This is a genomic window from Micromonospora sp. Llam0 (assembly GCF_003751085.1).
In the GTDB taxonomy this organism is placed as follows: Bacteria; Actinomycetota; Actinomycetes; order Mycobacteriales; family Micromonosporaceae; genus Micromonospora_E.
This window is the reverse complement of the sequence record NZ_RJJY01000002.1, coordinates 674,211-690,870: the sequence shown is the minus strand read 5'-3', so window position 1 is coordinate 690,870 and position 16,660 is coordinate 674,211. Positions and strand designations below refer to the sequence as shown.

Annotated in this window: 20 protein-coding genes; 14 read left to right on the top strand and 6 right to left on the bottom strand. The window is 72.5% G+C overall.

Annotation, left to right across the window (positions count from 1 at the left end; translation table 11 throughout):
• Window positions 1-103 precede the first annotated feature (103 nt).
• The 8 genes from EDC02_RS30315 (at window position 104) to EDC02_RS30285 (ending at window position 6,487) form a co-directional block, all read left to right on the top strand.
• Window positions 104-745, top strand: coding sequence for an RNA methyltransferase (locus tag EDC02_RS30315; RefSeq protein ID WP_123607236.1), 642 nt, complete (start codon window positions 104-106; stop codon window positions 743-745).
• A gap of 184 nt (window positions 746-929) precedes the next feature.
• Window positions 930-1,646, top strand: coding sequence for a DUF6758 family protein (locus EDC02_RS30310; RefSeq protein ID WP_370461617.1), 717 nt, complete (start codon window positions 930-932; stop codon window positions 1,644-1,646).
• 106 nt (window positions 1,647-1,752) lie between these two features.
• Window positions 1,753-1,911 carry a hypothetical protein gene (locus EDC02_RS41060; protein ID WP_199757972.1) on the top strand — a complete coding sequence of 53 codons (159 nt, stop codon included), beginning with the start codon at window positions 1,753-1,755 and terminating at the stop codon, window positions 1,909-1,911.
• Between the two features lie 6 nt (window positions 1,912-1,917).
• On the top strand, window positions 1,918-2,802 hold the full coding sequence (locus EDC02_RS30305) for a PH domain-containing protein (RefSeq protein ID WP_123605711.1): 885 nt from the start codon (window positions 1,918-1,920) through the stop codon (window positions 2,800-2,802).
• A gap of 103 nt (window positions 2,803-2,905) precedes the next feature.
• Window positions 2,906-3,544, top strand: a complete 639-nt coding sequence (locus EDC02_RS30300; RefSeq protein ID WP_123605710.1) for a SigE family RNA polymerase sigma factor — start codon at window positions 2,906-2,908, stop codon at window positions 3,542-3,544.
• Between the two features lie 94 nt (window positions 3,545-3,638).
• Window positions 3,639-4,925: a hypothetical protein gene (locus tag EDC02_RS30295; protein WP_123605709.1), complete on the top strand. Its 1,287-nt coding sequence runs from the start codon at window positions 3,639-3,641 to the stop codon at window positions 4,923-4,925.
• Complete coding sequence (locus EDC02_RS30290; RefSeq protein WP_123605708.1) at window positions 4,922-5,779, top strand: PHP domain-containing protein; 858 nt, start codon at window positions 4,922-4,924, stop codon at window positions 5,777-5,779. Before EDC02_RS30295 ends, EDC02_RS30290 begins: the two co-directional genes overlap by 4 nt.
• Before the next feature lie 87 nt (window positions 5,780-5,866).
• Window positions 5,867-6,487, top strand: coding sequence for a MarC family protein (locus EDC02_RS30285; RefSeq protein ID WP_123605707.1), 621 nt, complete (start codon window positions 5,867-5,869; stop codon window positions 6,485-6,487).
• Here the strand turns inward: EDC02_RS30285 and EDC02_RS30280 are convergent.
• Entirely contained in the window at window positions 6,484-6,897 is a 414-nt protein-coding gene (locus EDC02_RS30280; RefSeq protein ID WP_199757971.1) for an RNA-guided endonuclease TnpB family protein, read from the bottom strand. The two genes, EDC02_RS30285 and EDC02_RS30280, sit on opposite strands and share 4 nt — an antisense overlap.
• 290 nt (window positions 6,898-7,187) lie before the next feature.
• Between EDC02_RS30280 and EDC02_RS30275 the strand changes: the two genes are divergently transcribed.
• Complete coding sequence (locus EDC02_RS30275) at window positions 7,188-8,042, top strand: PD-(D/E)XK nuclease family protein (RefSeq protein WP_123605706.1); 855 nt, start codon at window positions 7,188-7,190, stop codon at window positions 8,040-8,042.
• Here the strand turns inward: EDC02_RS30275 and EDC02_RS30270 are convergent.
• From EDC02_RS30270 to EDC02_RS30260, 3 genes are all read right to left on the bottom strand, one after another.
• Complete coding sequence (locus EDC02_RS30270; RefSeq protein WP_233606520.1) at window positions 8,005-8,925, bottom strand: oxygenase MpaB family protein; 921 nt, start codon at window positions 8,923-8,925, stop codon at window positions 8,005-8,007. The genes EDC02_RS30275 and EDC02_RS30270 overlap by 38 nt on opposite strands.
• Entirely contained in the window at window positions 8,892-9,311 is a 420-nt protein-coding gene (locus EDC02_RS30265; protein WP_123607234.1) for a Fur family transcriptional regulator, read from the bottom strand. Before EDC02_RS30265 ends, EDC02_RS30270 begins: the two co-directional genes overlap by 34 nt.
• 116 nt (window positions 9,312-9,427) lie before the next feature.
• A complete protein-coding gene (locus EDC02_RS30260) occupies window positions 9,428-9,772 on the bottom strand; it encodes a translation initiation factor 2 (RefSeq protein WP_233606519.1) in 345 nt (114 codons plus the stop codon).
• 118 nt (window positions 9,773-9,890) lie between these two features.
• On the opposite strand from EDC02_RS30260, the gene EDC02_RS30255 reads away from it, so the two are divergent.
• Window positions 9,891-10,073, top strand: a complete 183-nt coding sequence (locus tag EDC02_RS30255; RefSeq protein ID WP_123605704.1) for a hypothetical protein — start codon at window positions 9,891-9,893, stop codon at window positions 10,071-10,073.
• A 28-nt stretch (window positions 10,074-10,101) separates the two neighbouring features.
• On the opposite strand, the gene EDC02_RS30250 is transcribed toward EDC02_RS30255, so the two are convergent.
• Window positions 10,102-10,473: an FmdB family zinc ribbon protein gene (locus tag EDC02_RS30250; protein WP_123607232.1), complete on the bottom strand. Its 372-nt coding sequence runs from the start codon at window positions 10,471-10,473 to the stop codon at window positions 10,102-10,104.
• A gap of 100 nt (window positions 10,474-10,573) precedes the next feature.
• Window positions 10,574-11,278 (bottom strand): 5-formyltetrahydrofolate cyclo-ligase, encoded by a 705-nt coding sequence (locus EDC02_RS30245; protein WP_123605703.1) that lies wholly within the window; start codon window positions 11,276-11,278, stop codon window positions 10,574-10,576.
• An 84-nt stretch (window positions 11,279-11,362) separates the two neighbouring features.
• Between EDC02_RS30245 and EDC02_RS30240 the strand changes: the two genes are divergently transcribed.
• Genes EDC02_RS30240 through EDC02_RS30225 form a run of 4 tightly spaced genes read left to right on the top strand, consistent with a single transcriptional unit; the run spans window position 11,363 to window position 16,643 of the window.
• On the top strand, window positions 11,363-13,720 hold the full coding sequence (locus EDC02_RS30240; RefSeq protein WP_123605702.1) for a diguanylate cyclase: 2,358 nt from the start codon (window positions 11,363-11,365) through the stop codon (window positions 13,718-13,720).
• 9 nt (window positions 13,721-13,729) lie between these two features.
• A complete protein-coding gene (locus EDC02_RS30235; RefSeq protein WP_123605701.1) occupies window positions 13,730-14,689 on the top strand; it encodes a UTP--glucose-1-phosphate uridylyltransferase in 960 nt (319 codons plus the stop codon).
• The gene (gene glp, locus EDC02_RS30230) at window positions 14,686-16,005 is read left to right on the top strand and encodes a gephyrin-like molybdotransferase Glp (RefSeq protein WP_123605700.1); all 1,320 of its coding nucleotides are present in this window, start codon (window positions 14,686-14,688) and stop codon (window positions 16,003-16,005) included. The genes EDC02_RS30235 and glp overlap by 4 nt, the downstream gene beginning before the upstream one ends.
• Window positions 16,002-16,643, top strand: coding sequence for a GNAT family N-acetyltransferase (locus tag EDC02_RS30225; RefSeq protein ID WP_123605699.1), 642 nt, complete (start codon window positions 16,002-16,004; stop codon window positions 16,641-16,643). The genes glp and EDC02_RS30225 overlap by 4 nt, the downstream gene beginning before the upstream one ends.
• Window positions 16,644-16,660: the final 17 nt, after the last annotated feature.

The following is a 16,660-nucleotide window of genomic DNA, read 5'->3' as shown; positions in this document are numbered from 1 at the left end:
GGCGACGGGTCCGTAGGCTCTGCAGAACGTGGAACAGTGGCAGAGCGCGGCGCGGTCGGGTCCGCCGGTCGGCGACGGGGCGAGTGACGACGCCCGGGTCGACGTGGCGCAGGTCGGCGTCGGCCCATGGCCCGGTGACTGGCCCTCGGACCCGCGTTACGACCCCGAACTGCTCGCCGCCGGGGATCGCCGCAACGTCGTCGACCGTTACCGGTACTGGCGCCGCGAGTCGATCGTCGCCGACCTCGACCAGCGCCGCCACTCGTTCCACGTGGCGATCGAGAACTGGCAGCACGACCTGAACATCGGCACGGTGGTCCGCAACGCGAACGCCTTTCTCGCCGCCGAGGTGCACATCGTCGGGCGGCGTCGGTGGAACCGCCGGGGTGCCATGGTCACCGACCGGTACCAGCACGTTCGCCACCACGCCGACATCGCCGGCCTGCTGGCCTGGGCAGGCCGGCTCCAACTGCCGGTCGTCGGGATCGACAACCTGGCCGGTTCCCGGCCGATCGAGACCGTACGGTTGCCGCGCCGCTGCGTCCTGCTGTTCGGACAGGAGGGCCCCGGTCTGTCCGACGACGCCCGGGCCGGCTGCGAGCTGCTGTTCTCGATCGCCCAGTACGGTTCCACCCGGTCGATCAACGCCGGGGTGGCGAGCGGTATCGCGATGCATGCGTGGATCCAGGCGCACGCCGGGCCGCCGCCGGACCCCGCCAAGGCACCGGCACCGGCCCGGCGGTAGCCGCGCACGGACCGGGGCTAAGGCGGCGCGGACCTGGGCGGTAGTGGCCCGACCTGGGCGGTAGTGGCGAACGTCCTGGTCGGGTGGGGCGTACCGACCCGCGACAGAGGGAAAGAACGACCGAAAAAGCCGGTTCGCTTGACGGGGGAGCGGCGCGGCGAGCAACGTGGGTGGCGTGGGTGTGATGGTGAGCTGTCCTCGTTGCGGAGGCCCGGTGCGGCCGCCCGACCTGATGCACACCGAGTCCCGCTGTGACGGTTGCGGGCCGGTGCCTCCGCTGCACGTCGCCGAGCACATCGGGGCCGAGATCGTCGCGAGTGTGGCGCACCGGCTGCTGGCCACCGCCGGCCCGGGCCAGGCCGCGCCGGTGCCACTGTGGGCGATCTGGCCGCTGCTGGCGGGCTGGACGTTGACCGGCGTCGGCTGGGTCGGCGACGACCGGGAGGCGGTCCGGGCTACGGTCACCGCGTTCAGCGGCCCCGCTCCGGTCTCCGGCGGGCCGGCCGACCTGGTGCTGGTGGCCGAGGAGCCCGGGGTGGGGCTGGGCACCCGGTTCGCCGGACTGCCCGGCCCGGATCCCGGGCAGCTACTGACTGGAGCGCTCGGTGACCGGCCGTCAGCCGGTGACCGGCGGACCGTCGGTGGCGGTCCGGGCGGTGGCGGTCCGCACGCCAAGCTGCGCGCTGGTGGACATCCAACTCCCTTGTGGTCGATTCCGGCCGAGCCGGACCGCTGTGCCTACGTCGGCGAGGCGCGTGGCCTGTGGCTGTACGCAGTGGCCTGGCCGGCGAACGCCGGCTACCTGCTGGCCGAGGAGATCGTCCTGCACGACCTGTCTGAGGAGGTGCCGACCGGGATGGTGTACGGCGCGCCGTCGCCGTACCTGCACGGGAAAGCGTGAACACCTTTTCCCACGATCAACTACACCACCGCGGGACGATGGGCTGATATTCTAGTAACGCCGGGACGAGCGTCGCGGCGCGCCACACGGAGGGGGATGGCCCGCAATGGTCAAGAAGGTCCTCACCTGGGGCGGAATCGCGTTCCTGATTTTCTTCGTCGCGTTCCGGCCCGACTCGGCGGCCGACGTGTTCAAGTCGGTGGGCGGCGGCATCGTCGACATAGCGCAAGGGTTCGGCGACTTCTTCACTAGCCTCGTGGCCTAGTCGCCCATGGGCAACCCCTCCGAGCCCCCCGACGCTGACGACGAGGCCGCACGTAGGCGCCGTCAACGCGACACCGAGCCGATTCCGCAGATCCGTCCGGAGGACGGCCCCCACTTCGGTGAGGGGCCGTCCTACGGGGATGGTCCGGCCTACTCGGACGGTCCGGCGTACGCCAGCAGTGCCGGCTACGGCGGCCGGTCCGGCGGCGGCACCCGTCAGGTTCCCGACGAGCCGATCATCAGTTACTCGCCGCCGGACATCTCCGCGGACGAGCTCGCCGGCCTCCAGGTCGACGCCTCCGGCATGCCGGTGCAGCCGCGCCGGGTGCTGCCGCTTGAGGACGAGCCGACCCCGCTGGTCGCGCGGTACCTCTTCCCCACCGAACGCTACCGGGGCGAGTGGAAACGGCACTGGATCCACCTGCTCACCCCACTGCTGATCGGGGTGGTCGCGACCTTCGTCCTCGGCTACCTCTCCGGCTTCCTCGCCGGTCAGGACGTCGGCGGCCTGACCACGGTGGCGGTGCTGCTCTGGCTCGGTGTGCTCGGCTGGGTCGGCTGGAAGATCGCGGACTGGTGGTTCGACCGCTTCATCCTCACCAACAAGCGGGTGATGGTGGTCAACGGCATCGTCACCCGTAACGTGGCGATGATGCCGCTGCTGCGGGTGACCGACATGAAGTACGAGCAGTCACCGCTCGGCCGCTTCCTCAACTACGGCACGTTCATTCTCGAATCGGCCGGCCAGGAGCAGGCGCTGCGCGAGGTCAAGCACCTGCCGAACCCGAACGAGCTCTACCTCCGGGTGGTCGAGGAGATGTACGAGCCGCAGGCCGTCGAGGCACGGTTGAGCAAGGACGAAGCCGCCGCCAAAGCGGAAGACGGAGCGTGACGGCGTCGCGGTTGTCTCCTTCCGCCCGGCCCCGCCACCGGTCGGTCCGACCCCGACGGTGTCCCGTCCGGCGTACCGTGTCCGGTGACGGGGGAGGTAGCCGATGATGCCCAGGGACTCCGTGGAGGAGGACTTCCGCGAGTTCGTCGCATCCCGCTCCGGTGCGCTGCTGCGCACCGCCTATCTGCTCGCCGGTGACTGGGCGACCGCCGAGGACCTGCTGCAGACCGCGCTGACCAAGACGTACCTGGCCTGGAAGCGGCTCGGCCAGATCGAGGCGGTGGAGCCGTACGCCCGCCGGGTGCTCGTCAACACCGCGACCAGCTGGTGGCGTCGGCGCTGGCACGGTGAACGTCCCACGGAGACGCTGCCGGAACGGGCCGGCCCGGACCTCATCCAACAGCAGCTCGACCGGGACGTGCTCTGGCGCCATGTCAAGGCGTTGCCCGCCCGGCAACGTGCGGTGCTGGTGCTGCGCTACTACGAAGACCTCTCCGAGGCTCAGACCGCCGCCCTGTTGAACATCTCACCGGGCACGGTGAAGAGTCAGACCTCCCGGGCGCTCGGCACGCTGCGCAAACGGCTCGCCGCCGAGGAACCACACCTCGTCCCTGCCACAGCCGCCCCGGCCGTCGCCGCACCCCGCTCCGCTCGGCCCGCCGTGCCGGTGCCGACCACCGCCCGACCGCTGCCGGCACCGACCCAGGCGGCACCGGTGCGATCCACCAGAGTAGTGGTGTAGCGAACCGGTGACTCCCTTCTCCAGGCCGCCCAGCGACGGTTGCTCCAGGCCACCCAGCGACAACCTTCCACCGACACGGCGGCGTCCATCTGTCGTGGCGACCGACGACCTTGAGCGAGCGCTCCGGCAGTGTCTGAGCGACCAGGCCGTCGACCCGCCTGCGGTCGCCGATCTCGCCGACCGTGCGATGCGTCGGGCCCGGCGGACCCGCCGGGCCCGCAACGGAGCTGCTGCGGCGGTCGGTCTCTGCCTGTTCGCCACGGCCGGTGTCGCCAGTGGCCATCTGCTGCTCGTTGACAGCTCGCAACCGCCGGCCCTGGCTGAACCGCTGACGGTGACCGGTGGGGACGTCGCAGCCAGCACTCCGGCCGCTCCGGCTGCCCCGCTGCCGTTCAGTGAGGACCTGCGCAGTCAACCGCTGGCCGCCACCCAGGCACCCCCGGTCGACCTCGTGGTGGCCGGCGAACTGCACACCGTCGACGGTCAGCGGATGGACCTCGCGGAGATCGGTGGCGTCGCCCAGGCCAGCCGGTTGACGGATGGTTGGCTCGTCGTCACCGAGACATCGGCAGACGGTGCGGCCGGAGTGTGGTTCGTGGCACCCGACACCGCCCCGCAGGTGGTGCTGACCGGTGTCGACGCGGTCGTGGTCGATCCGGTCGGCACCCGGATCGCCTGGCGGCACGGCGCCGAGCTGGCCGTGGCCTCGGTGGTACACGGCGAGCTGGCCGGCACCAGACGCGGTCGAGCACCGGAGCAGAGCCGGCCGGTCGGCTTCGCTGGCGACGACGTACTGCTGGAACGCGACGGAGGCGGCGAGCGGCGCCGCGGCTACGGCGTCTGGCGGCCCGGCCAGGGCGAGTCCCGGACCAGCTGGAGTGAGACCGCCAGCGTCGTGTACGGCGCGTTGCCGGGCGGGCAGACCGTCGTCGCCCAGGTACACGACGCGTCCGGTGGCCCCTGCCTGGCCCTGCTGGACGTGGAACAGGGCCTCACCGCGGTGAAGACCGCCTGCGCGGTGCCGTTGACCGGCGACGGCCGGGGAGCGGTCTCCGCGGACGGCCGGTGGCTGGTGGCCAACGGGGTCGCGGACGCGCGGGTGGCCAGCGAGCCCGAGCTGGCCCTGCTCGTCGACCTGAACCAGGTCTTCGACGACCAGATCGGCGCGGTGCGGGAAGCCGGGCAGCGGCTTGCCGGCAGCACCGTCTGGGTGGATCATGACAGCGTGGTGCACGCGGCCGGCGCCGACCAGCTGGTCCAGATCAACGTGGACCGGATCAGCGCCGGCCAGGGTGGTGCGGTGGAGCACATCGCCGTACCGGCCTCGGCCGCCATCGACGTCGAACCGGTGCTGGTCGCCGGTGCCCCGGACCGCCGATGACCGTCGACAGCCGGATCGACCTGCACACCCATTCCACCGCCAGCGATGGCACGGTCGACCCGGCGGACCTGGTTCGGCAGGCCGCCGCCGCAGGTCTGGCGGTGCTGGCGCTCACCGACCACGACACCACCGCCGGCTGGGCGCTGGCGGCCGCGGCCCGCCCGGTCGGGCTCACCCTGATTCGCGGCGCCGAGATCTCCTGCCGGTGGTACGGGACCGAGCCGTCCATCCCGCTGCACCTGCTCGGCTACCTGTTCGATCCGACCTACGGTCCGTTGACCGCCGAGCTGGACCGGATCCGGGCGGCCCGGACGGTACGCGGCGAGCGCATCGTCGACCGGCTGCGCGCCGACGGCTACGACATCAGCTGGGACGCGGTGCTCGGCCACGCCGCCGGCGGCACCGTCGGCCGGCCGCACATCGCCCAGGCCCTGATCCGGGCCGGCCTGGTCGCCGACACCGACGAGGCGTTCCGGCCGGAATGGCTCGGCCAACGTTACCGGCTGCCCAAGGACGACCTCGACGTCTTCACCGCCGTCCGGCTGGTCCACGAGGCGGGCGGGGTCACGGTCTTCGCCCACCCGTCCGCGACCAAGCGGGGACGGACCGTGCCGGACAGCATGATCGCCGACCTGGCCGCGGCCGGGCTGACCGGCCTGGAGGCCGACCACGCCGATCACCGGCCGGACCAGCGGGCACACGTACGCCGGCTCGCCGACGAGCTCGGGCTGGTCGCCACCGGCTCCTCCGACTACCACGGCAGCCACAAGACGGTCCGGCTGGGCGAGTACACCACCGCACCGGCGGCGTACGAACGGCTGATCGCGGCGGCACACGGCGTACCGCCGCTCTGACCCCGACCCGGACCCGGTGCTGACCCCGACCACGACCCGGTCCGGACCCGTCCGGGCCGGCGATCCGTCGGTCACTAGGTTGACCTGGTGGATTTCAAGCTGTTCGGCGAGGTCTTCGTAACCCTGCTGGTGATCACCGATCCGCCCGGTATGGTGCCGATCTTCCTCGCCCTCACCGGAGCGTTGCCGGTCCGGGAACGCCGCCGGGCCGCCTGGCAGGCGGTGGCACTGGCCCTCGGCGTGATCGTGGTCTTCGCGGTCGCCGGGCAGACGCTGCTCGCCTATCTGCACATCGAGCTGCCGGCGCTGCAGGCCGCCGGCGGCCTGCTGCTCATCCTGGTGGCGCTGGAGTTGCTCACCGGCAAGGCCGACGACCCGGGCCAGCAGTCGACGTCCAACATCGCGTTGGTCCCGCTGGGTACCCCGCTGCTGGCTGGTCTGGGCGCGATCGTGGCGACCATGCTGTTCGTGCAGCGTGCCGGGACCGCCGCCGACTATCTGGCGATCGCGCTCGGCATCGTCGCGGTGATGGTGGTGGTCTGGCTGACGTTGCGGTTCTCCGGCGGCATCGTCAAGGTGCTCCGGCCGGGCGGCATCGAGGTGCTGACCCGGATCGCCGGACTGCTGCTCGCCGCGATCGCCGTCCAGCTGATCGCCGACGCCGTCGCCGCGTTCGTCCACTCCTATTCGACATCCTCGCCGCTCTAAACGGCGGCGATTCCAGCCACGCTGCGCGTGACACGCGCGGTGTTCTGGTGGGTTACCGTTTCACCGCGCGGTGCCGGGACGGGTCCCGGTCCTACCCGCGCTCCACGGTCGTTGAAGTCCGCCTGCCCGGCGGCCTTGATGTTGATCGCGGCGTTGACGTCCCGGTCGTGGTGGCTGCCGCACGGACAGACCCACGATCGGACGTTCAGCGCCATCTGGCCGTTGACGCGCCCGCAGTCCGAACACATCCGGGTGGACGGGAGCCACCGGTCCACCCGGGCGAACGTACGCCCGTATCTCGCCGCCTTGTCCTCCAGCATGCCGACGAACGACGACCATCCGGCGTCGTGGACGCTCTTGGCGAGCCTCGTCCGGCCGAGACCGACGACGCACAGGTCCTCGACGTACACCGCTTGGTTCTCGCGGATGATCGTCGTGGACAGCTTGTGCTGCCAGTCCCGCCAGGTTAGAGCACTGCTCGGGCCCTGGCGGCCCTCCCAGCGCGGGCCTTCACCCCCGGGCCTGAAGGCCGGAGCACTGGCCCGCATTCCGGTAGCCGCCGGCTGACCGTCGGCAGGCCCGTGGCAGGATCGGGGACGTGTCTCGGCCTTCCTCCCCGTCGGGCCGGCGGCCCTCCGGTGCCGCCCGTCCGGCCAAGGGTGCCCGTCCCGCCCGGGCCGAGCAGCTCGGTTTCGACGGCATGCCCGAGCGGCTCTTCGTCTGTACGCCGAGCAAGCTGGCCGCGTTCGCGGACTGCCCCCGTCGCTACCGCTACAGCTACGTCGACCGGCCGGCGCCGCCCAAAGGCCCGCCGTGGGCGCACAACTCACTCGGCGCCAGCGTGCACACCGCGCTGCGGGCCTGGTTCGCCCGCCCGGTGGAGCAGCGCCGCCCGGAGGCGGCGGCAGCCCTGCTCAAGGGCACCTGGGTGCGTGACGGATACCGCGACGAGGAGCAGGAACGCGCTGCGTACCGGCAGGCCCTGCAGTGGCTGGAGGCGTACCTGGACCAGCTCGACCCGACCGTCGAGCCACTCGGCGTCGAACGGGTGGTGGCGGCGAAGACGTCGGTGCTGGCCTTCAACGGTCGAGCCGACCGGATCGACGCCCGGACCGGCCCGGACGGCCCGGAGGCGGTGATCGTCGACTACAAGACCGGGCGGGCCGGGCTGACGTCCGACGACGCGCGTGGCTCGCAGGCGCTCGCACTCTACGCGTACGCCGCGCAGCGGGTCTTCCGCCGGCCCTGCCGGCGGGTGGAGCTGCACCATCTGCCGACCGGTACGGTGAGCTCCTTCGAACACAGCAGCGAGTCGCTGGACCGGCAGGTCACCCGGGCGGAGGCGACGGCGCGGGACATCACCGGTGCGGAGCGGGCCGTCGCCGACGGCGCAGACCCGGACGACGCGTTTCCGGCGTCGCCGGGCACGCTGTGCGGCTGGTGCGACTACCGGCGGGTGTGCCCGGCCGGCGACGGCTACCCGGAGCAGCAGCAGTGGGCCGCCGTCGACCGGCTGCTCACGGCGCCACCGCAGCCGCGTACGCCGCAGGATTGACCGGGGCGGCGGCCCGTTCCGCCCGGTCGCGTGCGGCGGCGCGGATCGGTCCCTCCACCAGGTTGCGCGGCACCGCCCGCAACGCCAACCGCAGGCCACGGGCGGCGACCGCCGCGCAGCGGTCGGTGGTCGGCAGGCCCAGGCCACCGTACATGCGCCGGGCCCAGGCCGGCAGCAGGCCGATCGCGGTGGCCGCTACACCGAGGTACGCCAGCCGGGGCGGGCCGAAACCCAACCCGAGCCGCCACGGCAGACTGAGCTGACCGGGTACCGGCGGGGCGGTGAGGAACAGCGCGGTGTCGGCCGCCTCGCGGGTCATCCGCAGGTCCGGTCGGACCGCTCGGTAGTACGCGTCGACGTCGGCCGCGCTGCCGGGGACGCTGTCCGGGTCGAGACCGACCAGCGCCGCGCTGCGCCGCTGCTCGGCGTAGTAGCGGTCCACCTCGGCCGGGGTCAGCCGCAGGCCGGCGCGGGTGGCGGTGTCCAGGAACGACTCGACCTCGGCGACGTGTACCCAGCGCAGCAGGTCGGGTTCGTCGACGCGGAACCCGGTGCCGGTGGACGGGTCGATGGCGCGCAGCCGGGCGTGCAGCCGGCGGATCCGGGCGCCGGCGGCGTCCGCCTCGGCGGTGGTGCCCCAGACCGTCGTCGCCACGTAGGTGGAGGTGCGCATCAGCCGGCCGAACGGGTCGCTGCGGTAGCTCGAGTTCTGCACCACCCCGGCGATCGCCCTCGGGTGCAGCGCCTGCAGGTACAGGCTGCGGAGCCCGGCGACGACGAGAATCGGCTCGTCGTGCACCCGCCAGGTGACCGATCCGGGCCCGAACAGCCCGAGGTCGTCGTCGGCGGTCACCGGGCCGCGCTCGCCTGACAGTCGGGACACAACCCCCAGAAGGTGACTTCCGCCTCGTCGATCACGAAGCCGTGGTCGGCGGTCGGCTCCAGGCATGGCGCGGCGCCGACCGCGCAGTCGACGTCGCCGACCACGCCGCAATCGCGGCAGACCACGTGATGGTGGTTGTCCCCGGTGCGCCGCTCGTAGCGGGCCGCGCCCCCGGCCGGCTCGATCCGCCGGGCCAGACCGGCCTCGGCGAAGACGTTGAGCACGTCGTAGACCGCCTGGGTGGAGACCGAGTCGATGCGGCTGCGCACCTGGCGGGCGATCTCGTCCACGCCGAGATGCCCGCCTTGCCCGAGCACGTCGAGGACGGCGAGCCGTGGCCGGGTGACCCGCAGACCCCGGCTGCGCAACTCCTCCTCGGCCGGCATCTGTCCATCGAAACACGCAGGTGGGCGTGGTACAAGATAGAACCATGGGCATCGTGGCGGTGGCCACAGCGGGTTCGGGTGGTTGCCGCGCGGTGCGCCGGTGCCAGGTCCGCCGGTCAGAACACCAGCCGGGAGCAGAGCAGACAGGTCAGGATGATCATGACAGCGGCGGCGATCATGCCGACGCCGTAGGTGACGGTACGGGCGTTGCGCTCCTCGCCGTCGAGCGCCGCCAGGTCCTGCGGCGGCAGCGTGCCGGGCGGAGCCGGATTGACCACTACCGGCGGACGCCAGCCGGGCGGCGGCGGAGCGCCGACCGGTGGCCCGCTGTAGCCACCGCCAGGCCCGGCGCCGCCTGACTTCCCGTCCGGTCCACCGCCTGACCCGTCCGGTCCACCGCCGGGGGTGTCCGGGTCCGGGCGCTGCCAGTACGCGTCGCCCGCGCCGTCATCTGTGGTCACGACAGACGACGCTATCAATTCACCGGCCGGCTCCGACGGCTCGGCCAGTGCGATGTCGGGCTCCGACGGATCACCGGCCGGGGCGGTAATCTGGTGGGGTGCGAACAACGGATGAGCGGTGACCGGCCTGACCGTGCCGGACGGCCGTGGTGACGATGATCGTCTCGTCGACCTGAGCGACGCCGACGGGCCGCTGCTGCCCGAGCAGACCAGCGACGACACCGACCTGGGCTGGGGCGAGCGGACCACCAGCTCGGACGACGCCTGGTTGTTGGCCGAGCGGCCACCGCACTGGAGCTGACAGTCGGTCTGCCCGCCGTCGATCCGGGTCAGCTGTTCGCTGACCCGGCTGCGGCAGGTGCCTTGGCCGAGCCACCGGACGTCGACGTACCGCCGGAACTGCTCGACGAGCTGCCACCGCTGTCGGTCTTGCCGCCGCCGGCGGATGCTGCCGCGTCCTTCTTCTCCGCAGGCTTGTCCGACGACGGAGCCGAGGAACCGTTGGCCGGGCCGCCGCCCTGGCCGCTGCGCGAGTCGGTCCGGTAGAAGCCGGAGCCCTTGAAGACGATGCCCACCGAGTTGAACACCTTGCGGAGTCGCCCGGTGCACGACGGGCAGTCGCGCAGTGGCTCGTCGGTGAACGACTGCACCGCCTCGAGTTGGTGTCCGCACGCGGTGCAGGCGTACTGGTACGTAGGCACGGTCTCCTCCGACACTGGCTAGGCCATCTGGCACTCAACCCATTCGAGTGCCAATGATCCGCCATCGGACCCCACTACGTCCAGCGGGAAGCGGCAGAGCTCACCGCGCGGGAGTGAACCAGCGCACCTCCGACGGTGTGACTACCGCTGACACCGGCCGGTCGTGCGGCTCGGCCGGGACCTGCGGCAGCAGCTCGCCGTCGTGCAGCAGCGCGACCACCGGTACGCCACCGGGCACCCGGGCGAGCGCCCGGTCGTAGGAGCCGCCACCACGACCCAGCCGTACGCCGTGGTGGTCGACGGCGAGGGCCGGCACCACGACGAGCCCGACGTCGGCCACCGCCGAGCGGCCCAGCCGGGGACCGGCCGGTTGCCGTAGACCAGCGGTGCCGGTCCGGCCGGATGTGTCTGCCTGGCCGGATGTGCCGGTCCGGGCGGGTGCGTCTGCCTGGCCGGATGTGCCTGCCTGGCCCGACGTACCGGTCGGATTCGGCCCGTCGAACCGGGCCCAGTCGAGGTCCCGGTCGGGCAGCAGGACCGGCAGCAGCACCCGGTCCGGTCCGCCGACCGCCTCGGCGAGCAGGCCGGCGAGCCCCGGACCACCAGGTTCGCGGCCGATCGGCAGGTATCCGGCGACCAGCGCCGGCCTGACCCGATCGATCAGCTGACGTACGGTGGCCCTGACCCGGCTACCGGCCAGGGTGAGCTGATCGGACGTCAGCTTGCGCCGCTGCGCGAGAATGTCAGCACGGAGTCCGTCCTTGATCGATGGACAGGCGTTCGCTCCATCGGGAAAATCCGACACTCAACACTCCTGGTGGCAACCGCTGCGGAATATCTGGCTTGTGTCAGCATCGCACCATCAGGTGCAGAATCCTCTGGGGGAAGCGTGACCCTGCGCGGACGGTTGACCACCGCTTTCCTCACGGTCGTGCTCGGACCGGTCCTGCTCGGGGCGTTCTTCGTCGGCGCGACCGTCGCGGCGGTCGGGCAGAGCCGTTCCACCGAACGCCTCGACCTGGCCACCGCCAGCGTCGGCACTTCGGTCAACGCGCTGTGCAGCCAGCTGGAGGCTGCCGCGGGCGCGGTGGCTCTGCTGCTGCCCGATCCGGCCCGACTGGCCGTCGCCGCAGATCAGGCGGTGGCCCGCGGCCTCGCCTCCGCGGTCCAGGTGACCGGCCCGGACGGTGCGTCGATCGTGGCCACCGCCGACCCGCCGTCGGCGCCCTGGGTCGACTGCGCGAGCGAGCGGGACGACAACGGTGGAACTGGCAGCACCGGTAGTGGACAGTCGTGGCAGGCGCCACCGGCCGACACCGGCACCGGGTCGCCGGACGGCACGGGGCCGCCGGACGGCACCGGTGGCAGCGGGGCGATGCCGACCCTCGCGGCGTTCGCCGAGGTCCGGGACGAGAACGACGCCCTGGTCGGTCAGGTGTCAGCGGTCAAGCTGCTGGACGCCGACCTCGTCGCCCGGCTCGCCGCGTCGACCGGCGTGGGCATCACCCTGCTCGCCGGCACCGACCGGGCCACGGTGGTGCACAGCACCGAGCCGTCCGAGGTGCGGGGCAACGTGGTGGCCACCGCCGGCCGGCTCGCCGACGGCGGGACCAGCTGGACCGACGGCGGCCGGCAGGTGCGCCGGCTGGGCCCGGACGACGGCCAGCTGTTGCCGATGGCGCTGTCCACCCCACGGGACCAGCTGTCCGGCCTGTACGCGGTGCTGGTGGCGACGGTCGTCCTGGCCGGACTGCTCGCGGTGGTCGCCGCCTGGTGGCTGGCCCGGTCCACCACGCAGCCACTGGCCGAGCTCGCCGACGCCGCGAGCCGGGTGGTCGACGGTGACCTGGCCGCGCGGGTCCCGGTACGTGGCTCCGACGAGGTGAGCGAGCTGGCCACCATCTTCAACCGGATGACCCGTGAGGCACAGGCGTACGTGCAGGCCCTGACCGCGAGCCGGGACCAGCTGCGCGGCCAGCTGACGATCCTGGGCGACACCCTGTCGAGCACCCACGATCTGCAGCGCATCCTGCGGGTGATCCTGCAGACCGCGCTGGCCGCGACCGGGGCGAGGGACGGTGCCGTACTGGTGCTCGACCCGGCGGCCGGGGTACTGGTCGGCCAGTCGTCCAACCGGACGACCCCGGCCACCACGTCGGCCGGCACCGGTCCGGCTGCCGATCAGCCGGCGGGACCGGACGCGGCCGCAAGCCAGGTGGGCCCGGACGGGACGCTGCACGTGCCACTCGGCAGTGGACTGCTCGGCACCGTGGCCGTCAGCGGTCAGCCGAAACGGGGGCGGATCGAACGCGACGGTCCGGCCCTGTCGGCGTACGAGCCGGCCTGCCGGACCTATGTCGCGGTGCCCTTCTCGGTGCCGAACTGGACCGACGAGCTCGGCGTGGGGGTGCCCGGGGCGGGTGGCCAGCGTCCCCCCGGCCGGCACGGTCCGGGTGCGCCCGCCGCGTTCGGTGTCCTGGCCGTCTACGACCGGCTCGGCGGCGACGAGTTCGACGACGCCGACCTGATGACGCTGCGGACCTTCGCCGGGCACGCGGCGGTGGCGGTCAACAACGTACGGATGCACAAGGAAGCTGAGCGGCTGTCGGTGACCGACCCGCTGACCGGGCTGTGGAACTACCGGCATCTGCGGGAGTCGATCCACCGGGAGATCGAACGGGCCAACCGGTTCGGCCGGATGCTCGCCGTACTCGTGCTCGACCTGGACCGGTTCAAGGACATCAACGACACGTACGGGCACGCCGCCGGGGACAGCGTCCTGGTCGAGTTCGCCCGCCGGATACGGGCCGAGATCCGCGAGGTCGACCTGGCCTTCCGGCAGGGCGGTGAGGAGTTCGTGGTGCTGCTGCCGGAGACCGACGTGCGCGGCGCGGCGACCGTCGCGGAGCGGCTCTGCGCCGCGATCCGCGACCGCCCGATCCGGGTCGAGCCGTACGCCGGGGCCGGCCGACGCGGGCACGCCAGCGTGTCCGTCACGGTATCGATCGGCATTGCCGTCTATCCGGACCACGCCAGCGACGGCGAGGAGGTCCTCGACGCCGCCGACGACGCGCTGTACGCCGCGAAAGCGGCTGGCCGGGACATTTTCCACGTCGCCGACCGGGCGGCGGCCAGGCCGACCCGGGTACCGGCGGGCGGCGGCGCGGCCACCCCGGAGGGCGGACCGTCGCGGGGCGGCGGCGCGTCTTTCGGGCCACACCCGCCGCGACAGACCCGTGGCCGATAGTCTCGCGGCATGTCGGAGCATGCAGCCACCCCAGCAACGACCCCCACCGCCAACGCGGATCAGCGGGCGGTGAAGGCGGTCATCCCCGCCGCCGGGCTCGCCACCCGGTTCCTGCCGGCCACCAAGGCCGTACCGAAGGAACTTCTCCCGCTGGTCGACCGGCCGGTCCTGCAGTACATCGTCGAGGAGGCCACCGCCGCCGGGATCAGCGACGTCCTGCTGATCACCGGGCGCGGCAAGACCTCCATGGTCGACCACTTCGACCGGCAGCCCTACCTGGAAGGCCGGCTCGCCGACAAGGGCGACCAGGAGCGGCTGGCCGCGATTCGGCGGCCGAGCGAGCTGGCCGAGATCTACACCTGCCGCCAGCACGAGCCGCTCGGACTGGGTCACGCGGTGGGTTGTGCGCAGAGCCACGTCGGCAACGAACCGTTCGCGGTGTTGCTCGGCGACGAGTTCGTCGACGAGAACGACCCGCTGCTGCCGGCCATGATCGACCTGCAGGCCCGAGCCGGCGGGATCGTGCTGGCCTTCATGGAGGTGCCGCCGGCCGAAACCAAGCGGTACGGCATCGCGTCGGTCGAACCGGCCGCCGAGTCGGTGCAGAACGGTGCCGAGATCGTCCGGGTGACCGGGCTGGTGGAGAAGCCGTCGGCTGAGGAGGCGCCGAGCAACCTCGCGGTGCTGGGCCGCTATGTGCTGCCGCCGAGCATCTTCGAGGCGATCAAGCGGACCAAGCCGGGCAGCGGCGGCGAGATTCAGCTGACCGACGCGATGGCGATGCTGCTGGCCGAGGGGACACCGGTGCACGGCATCGTCTACCGGGGCACCCGCTACGACACCGGGGCGCCGCTGGGCTACCTGCAGGCCGTGGTGCAGATCGCCTGTCAGCGGGAAGGACTCGGTGACGAGTTCCGGGCATGGCTGAAGGAGTTCGTGGCCGACGCGCCAGGGGTGCCCTCTACATGACCGCGACGGCCGGTGCCGAGGCGGCCTTCAACGAGCTGACGCCGCTCGCCGAATACCTGGGCAGTGTGCTGCGCAGGATTCGGCCGCTGCCGCCGCTCGACCTCGACCTGACCCAGGCGCACGGCAACCTCCTTGCCGAGGATGTCGTGGCGCCGCACGCCTTTCCCGCGTTCGACCAGGCCGTCATCGACGGTTACGCGGCACGCTGGGAGGACATCGCCTCGGCCGGCCGGGGGAGCAAGGTGATCCCGGCCAGCCGGTCGGCGACCCCGGCCGTGCCCCGCTCGGTGCGCCTCAACGTGGTGGGCGACCTGGGCGCGGCGAGCTGGCGGCCGGTCCGGCTGACCCCGGGCACCTGCTTCTCGGTGGCGGCCGGGGCGCCGTTGCCGATCGCCGCCGACGTGGTGGTGCCGATCGACTGGACCGATCAGGGCATGGCCGCGGTGGAGATCTTCCAGGTGCCGAGGCGTGGGTCCGGGCTGCGGCGGGCCGGCGACGAACTGCCGGCCGGGGCGGTCCTGGCCCGCGCCGGCTCGTACGTGACGCCGGCGATGGTGGCGGTCTTCGCCGCCACCGGGATCGGGCACGTGGTGGTCCGGCCCAGCCCTCGGGTGGTGATCGTGGCGACCGGTGACGAGCTGGTTGACGTGGGCCGTAGCAGCCAGCCGGGGCAGGTGGTGGACGCGAACTCGCACGCGCTCACCGCCGCTGTCGCCGAGGTGGGCGCGCTGGCGTACCGGGTGGGTATCTGTGACGACGATCCGGAGGGGCTGCGGGGGCTGCTCGAGGATCAGGCGATGCGGGCCGATCTGATCATCACCACCGGCGGCACCGGCACCGGGCCCGGCGACATGGTCCGGCGGATCTTTTCCCGGCGGGAGGGGGGCCGCGCCGGACCGGTCACCTTCACCGAGGTCGCGCTCTATCCCGGAACAGCCCTCGGATTCGGTACGGTCGGAGCCGAGGAGGTGCCCGTGGTCTGCCTGCCCGGGGAGCCCGGCTCCGCGCTGGTCGGGTTCGAGGTGCTGGCCCGGCCGGTGATCCAGCTGCTGGCCGGTGCCGAGCCGGTGTTCCGGCCGAGTGTGCGTGCCCATCTGCTGGAGACCGTGTCGTCGCCGGTCGGCCTGCGGGAGTTCCGCCCGGCCAACGTCGCGGAGCGGCGCGGCGGCGGCTACACCGTGCAGCCGCTGCCCGGCGGGCCGTTCACCCTGTCCGGGCTGGCCGAGGCGAACGGCCTGCTGGTGCTCGGTGAGCGGGTGACCACCGCCGCCGCCGGCTCCACCGTCGACGTGTTGCTGCTGGACCGGCAGCGGTGATCGGGGACGAGGCCCCGGGCTGGCCGGTGGTGCTCACCGACGGTCCGGTGCTGCTGCGCCCGTACCGTCGCAGTGACGCCGCCGACTGGTCGGCGGTCCGGCGGCGCAACCAGCCCTGGCTGGCCCCGTGGGAGCCGGCGCCGCCGGGGCCGTGGCACGAGCTGAACTCGCCGGACGCGTTCCGGTATCTCTACCGTGACCAGCGTCGACAGTCGCGGCGCGGTGAGAGCATGCCGTTCGCGGTCTGTCTGGTCGAGGCGGGTGCCGAGCGGCTGGTGGGCCACCTGAACATCGGCAACATCGTGCGGCGGGCGTTCTGCTCCGGCTACGCCGGCTACTGGGTGGACGCGGCGGTCGCCGGGCGGGGAGTGATCCCGACCGCGTTGGCCCTGGCGGTGGACCACGCCTTCGCCGCCGGCGGACTGCACCGGATCGAGGTCAACGTCCGACCGGAGAACATTCCGTCACGGCGTGTAGTCGAGAAGCTGGGTTTCCGTGAGGAGTCCTACCATCATCGTTACATGCACATCGACGGTGCCTGGCGTGACCACATCGGATATGCCCTGACCAGCGAGGATGTGCTGGTCGAAGGGGGACTGCTGGCCCGCTGGCGACGGCTGCAGGCCAGCGCCCACTGAACACAACCGCCGGCCCT

Coding starts and splice junctions, on each gene's coding strand:
- EDC02_RS41060 (WP_199757972.1), top strand. CDS start 1,753: ATGGTCAAGAAGGTCCTCACCTGGGGCGGAATCGCGTTCCTGATTTTC.
- EDC02_RS30275 (WP_123605706.1), top strand. CDS start 7,188: ATGCCCGAGCGGCTCTTCGTCTGTACGCCGAGCAAGCTGGCCGCGTTC.
- EDC02_RS30265 (WP_123607234.1), bottom strand. CDS start 9,311: ATGCCGGCCGAGGAGGAGTTGCGCAGCCGGGGTCTGCGGGTCACCCGG.
- EDC02_RS30310 (WP_370461617.1), top strand. CDS start 930: ATGGTGAGCTGTCCTCGTTGCGGAGGCCCGGTGCGGCCGCCCGACCTG.
- EDC02_RS30235 (WP_123605701.1), top strand. CDS start 13,730: ATGTCGGAGCATGCAGCCACCCCAGCAACGACCCCCACCGCCAACGCG.
- EDC02_RS30290 (WP_123605708.1), top strand. CDS start 4,922: ATGACCGTCGACAGCCGGATCGACCTGCACACCCATTCCACCGCCAGC.
- EDC02_RS30300 (WP_123605710.1), top strand. CDS start 2,906: ATGATGCCCAGGGACTCCGTGGAGGAGGACTTCCGCGAGTTCGTCGCA.
- EDC02_RS30305 (WP_123605711.1), top strand. CDS start 1,918: ATGGGCAACCCCTCCGAGCCCCCCGACGCTGACGACGAGGCCGCACGT.
- glp (WP_123605700.1), top strand. CDS start 14,686: ATGACCGCGACGGCCGGTGCCGAGGCGGCCTTCAACGAGCTGACGCCG.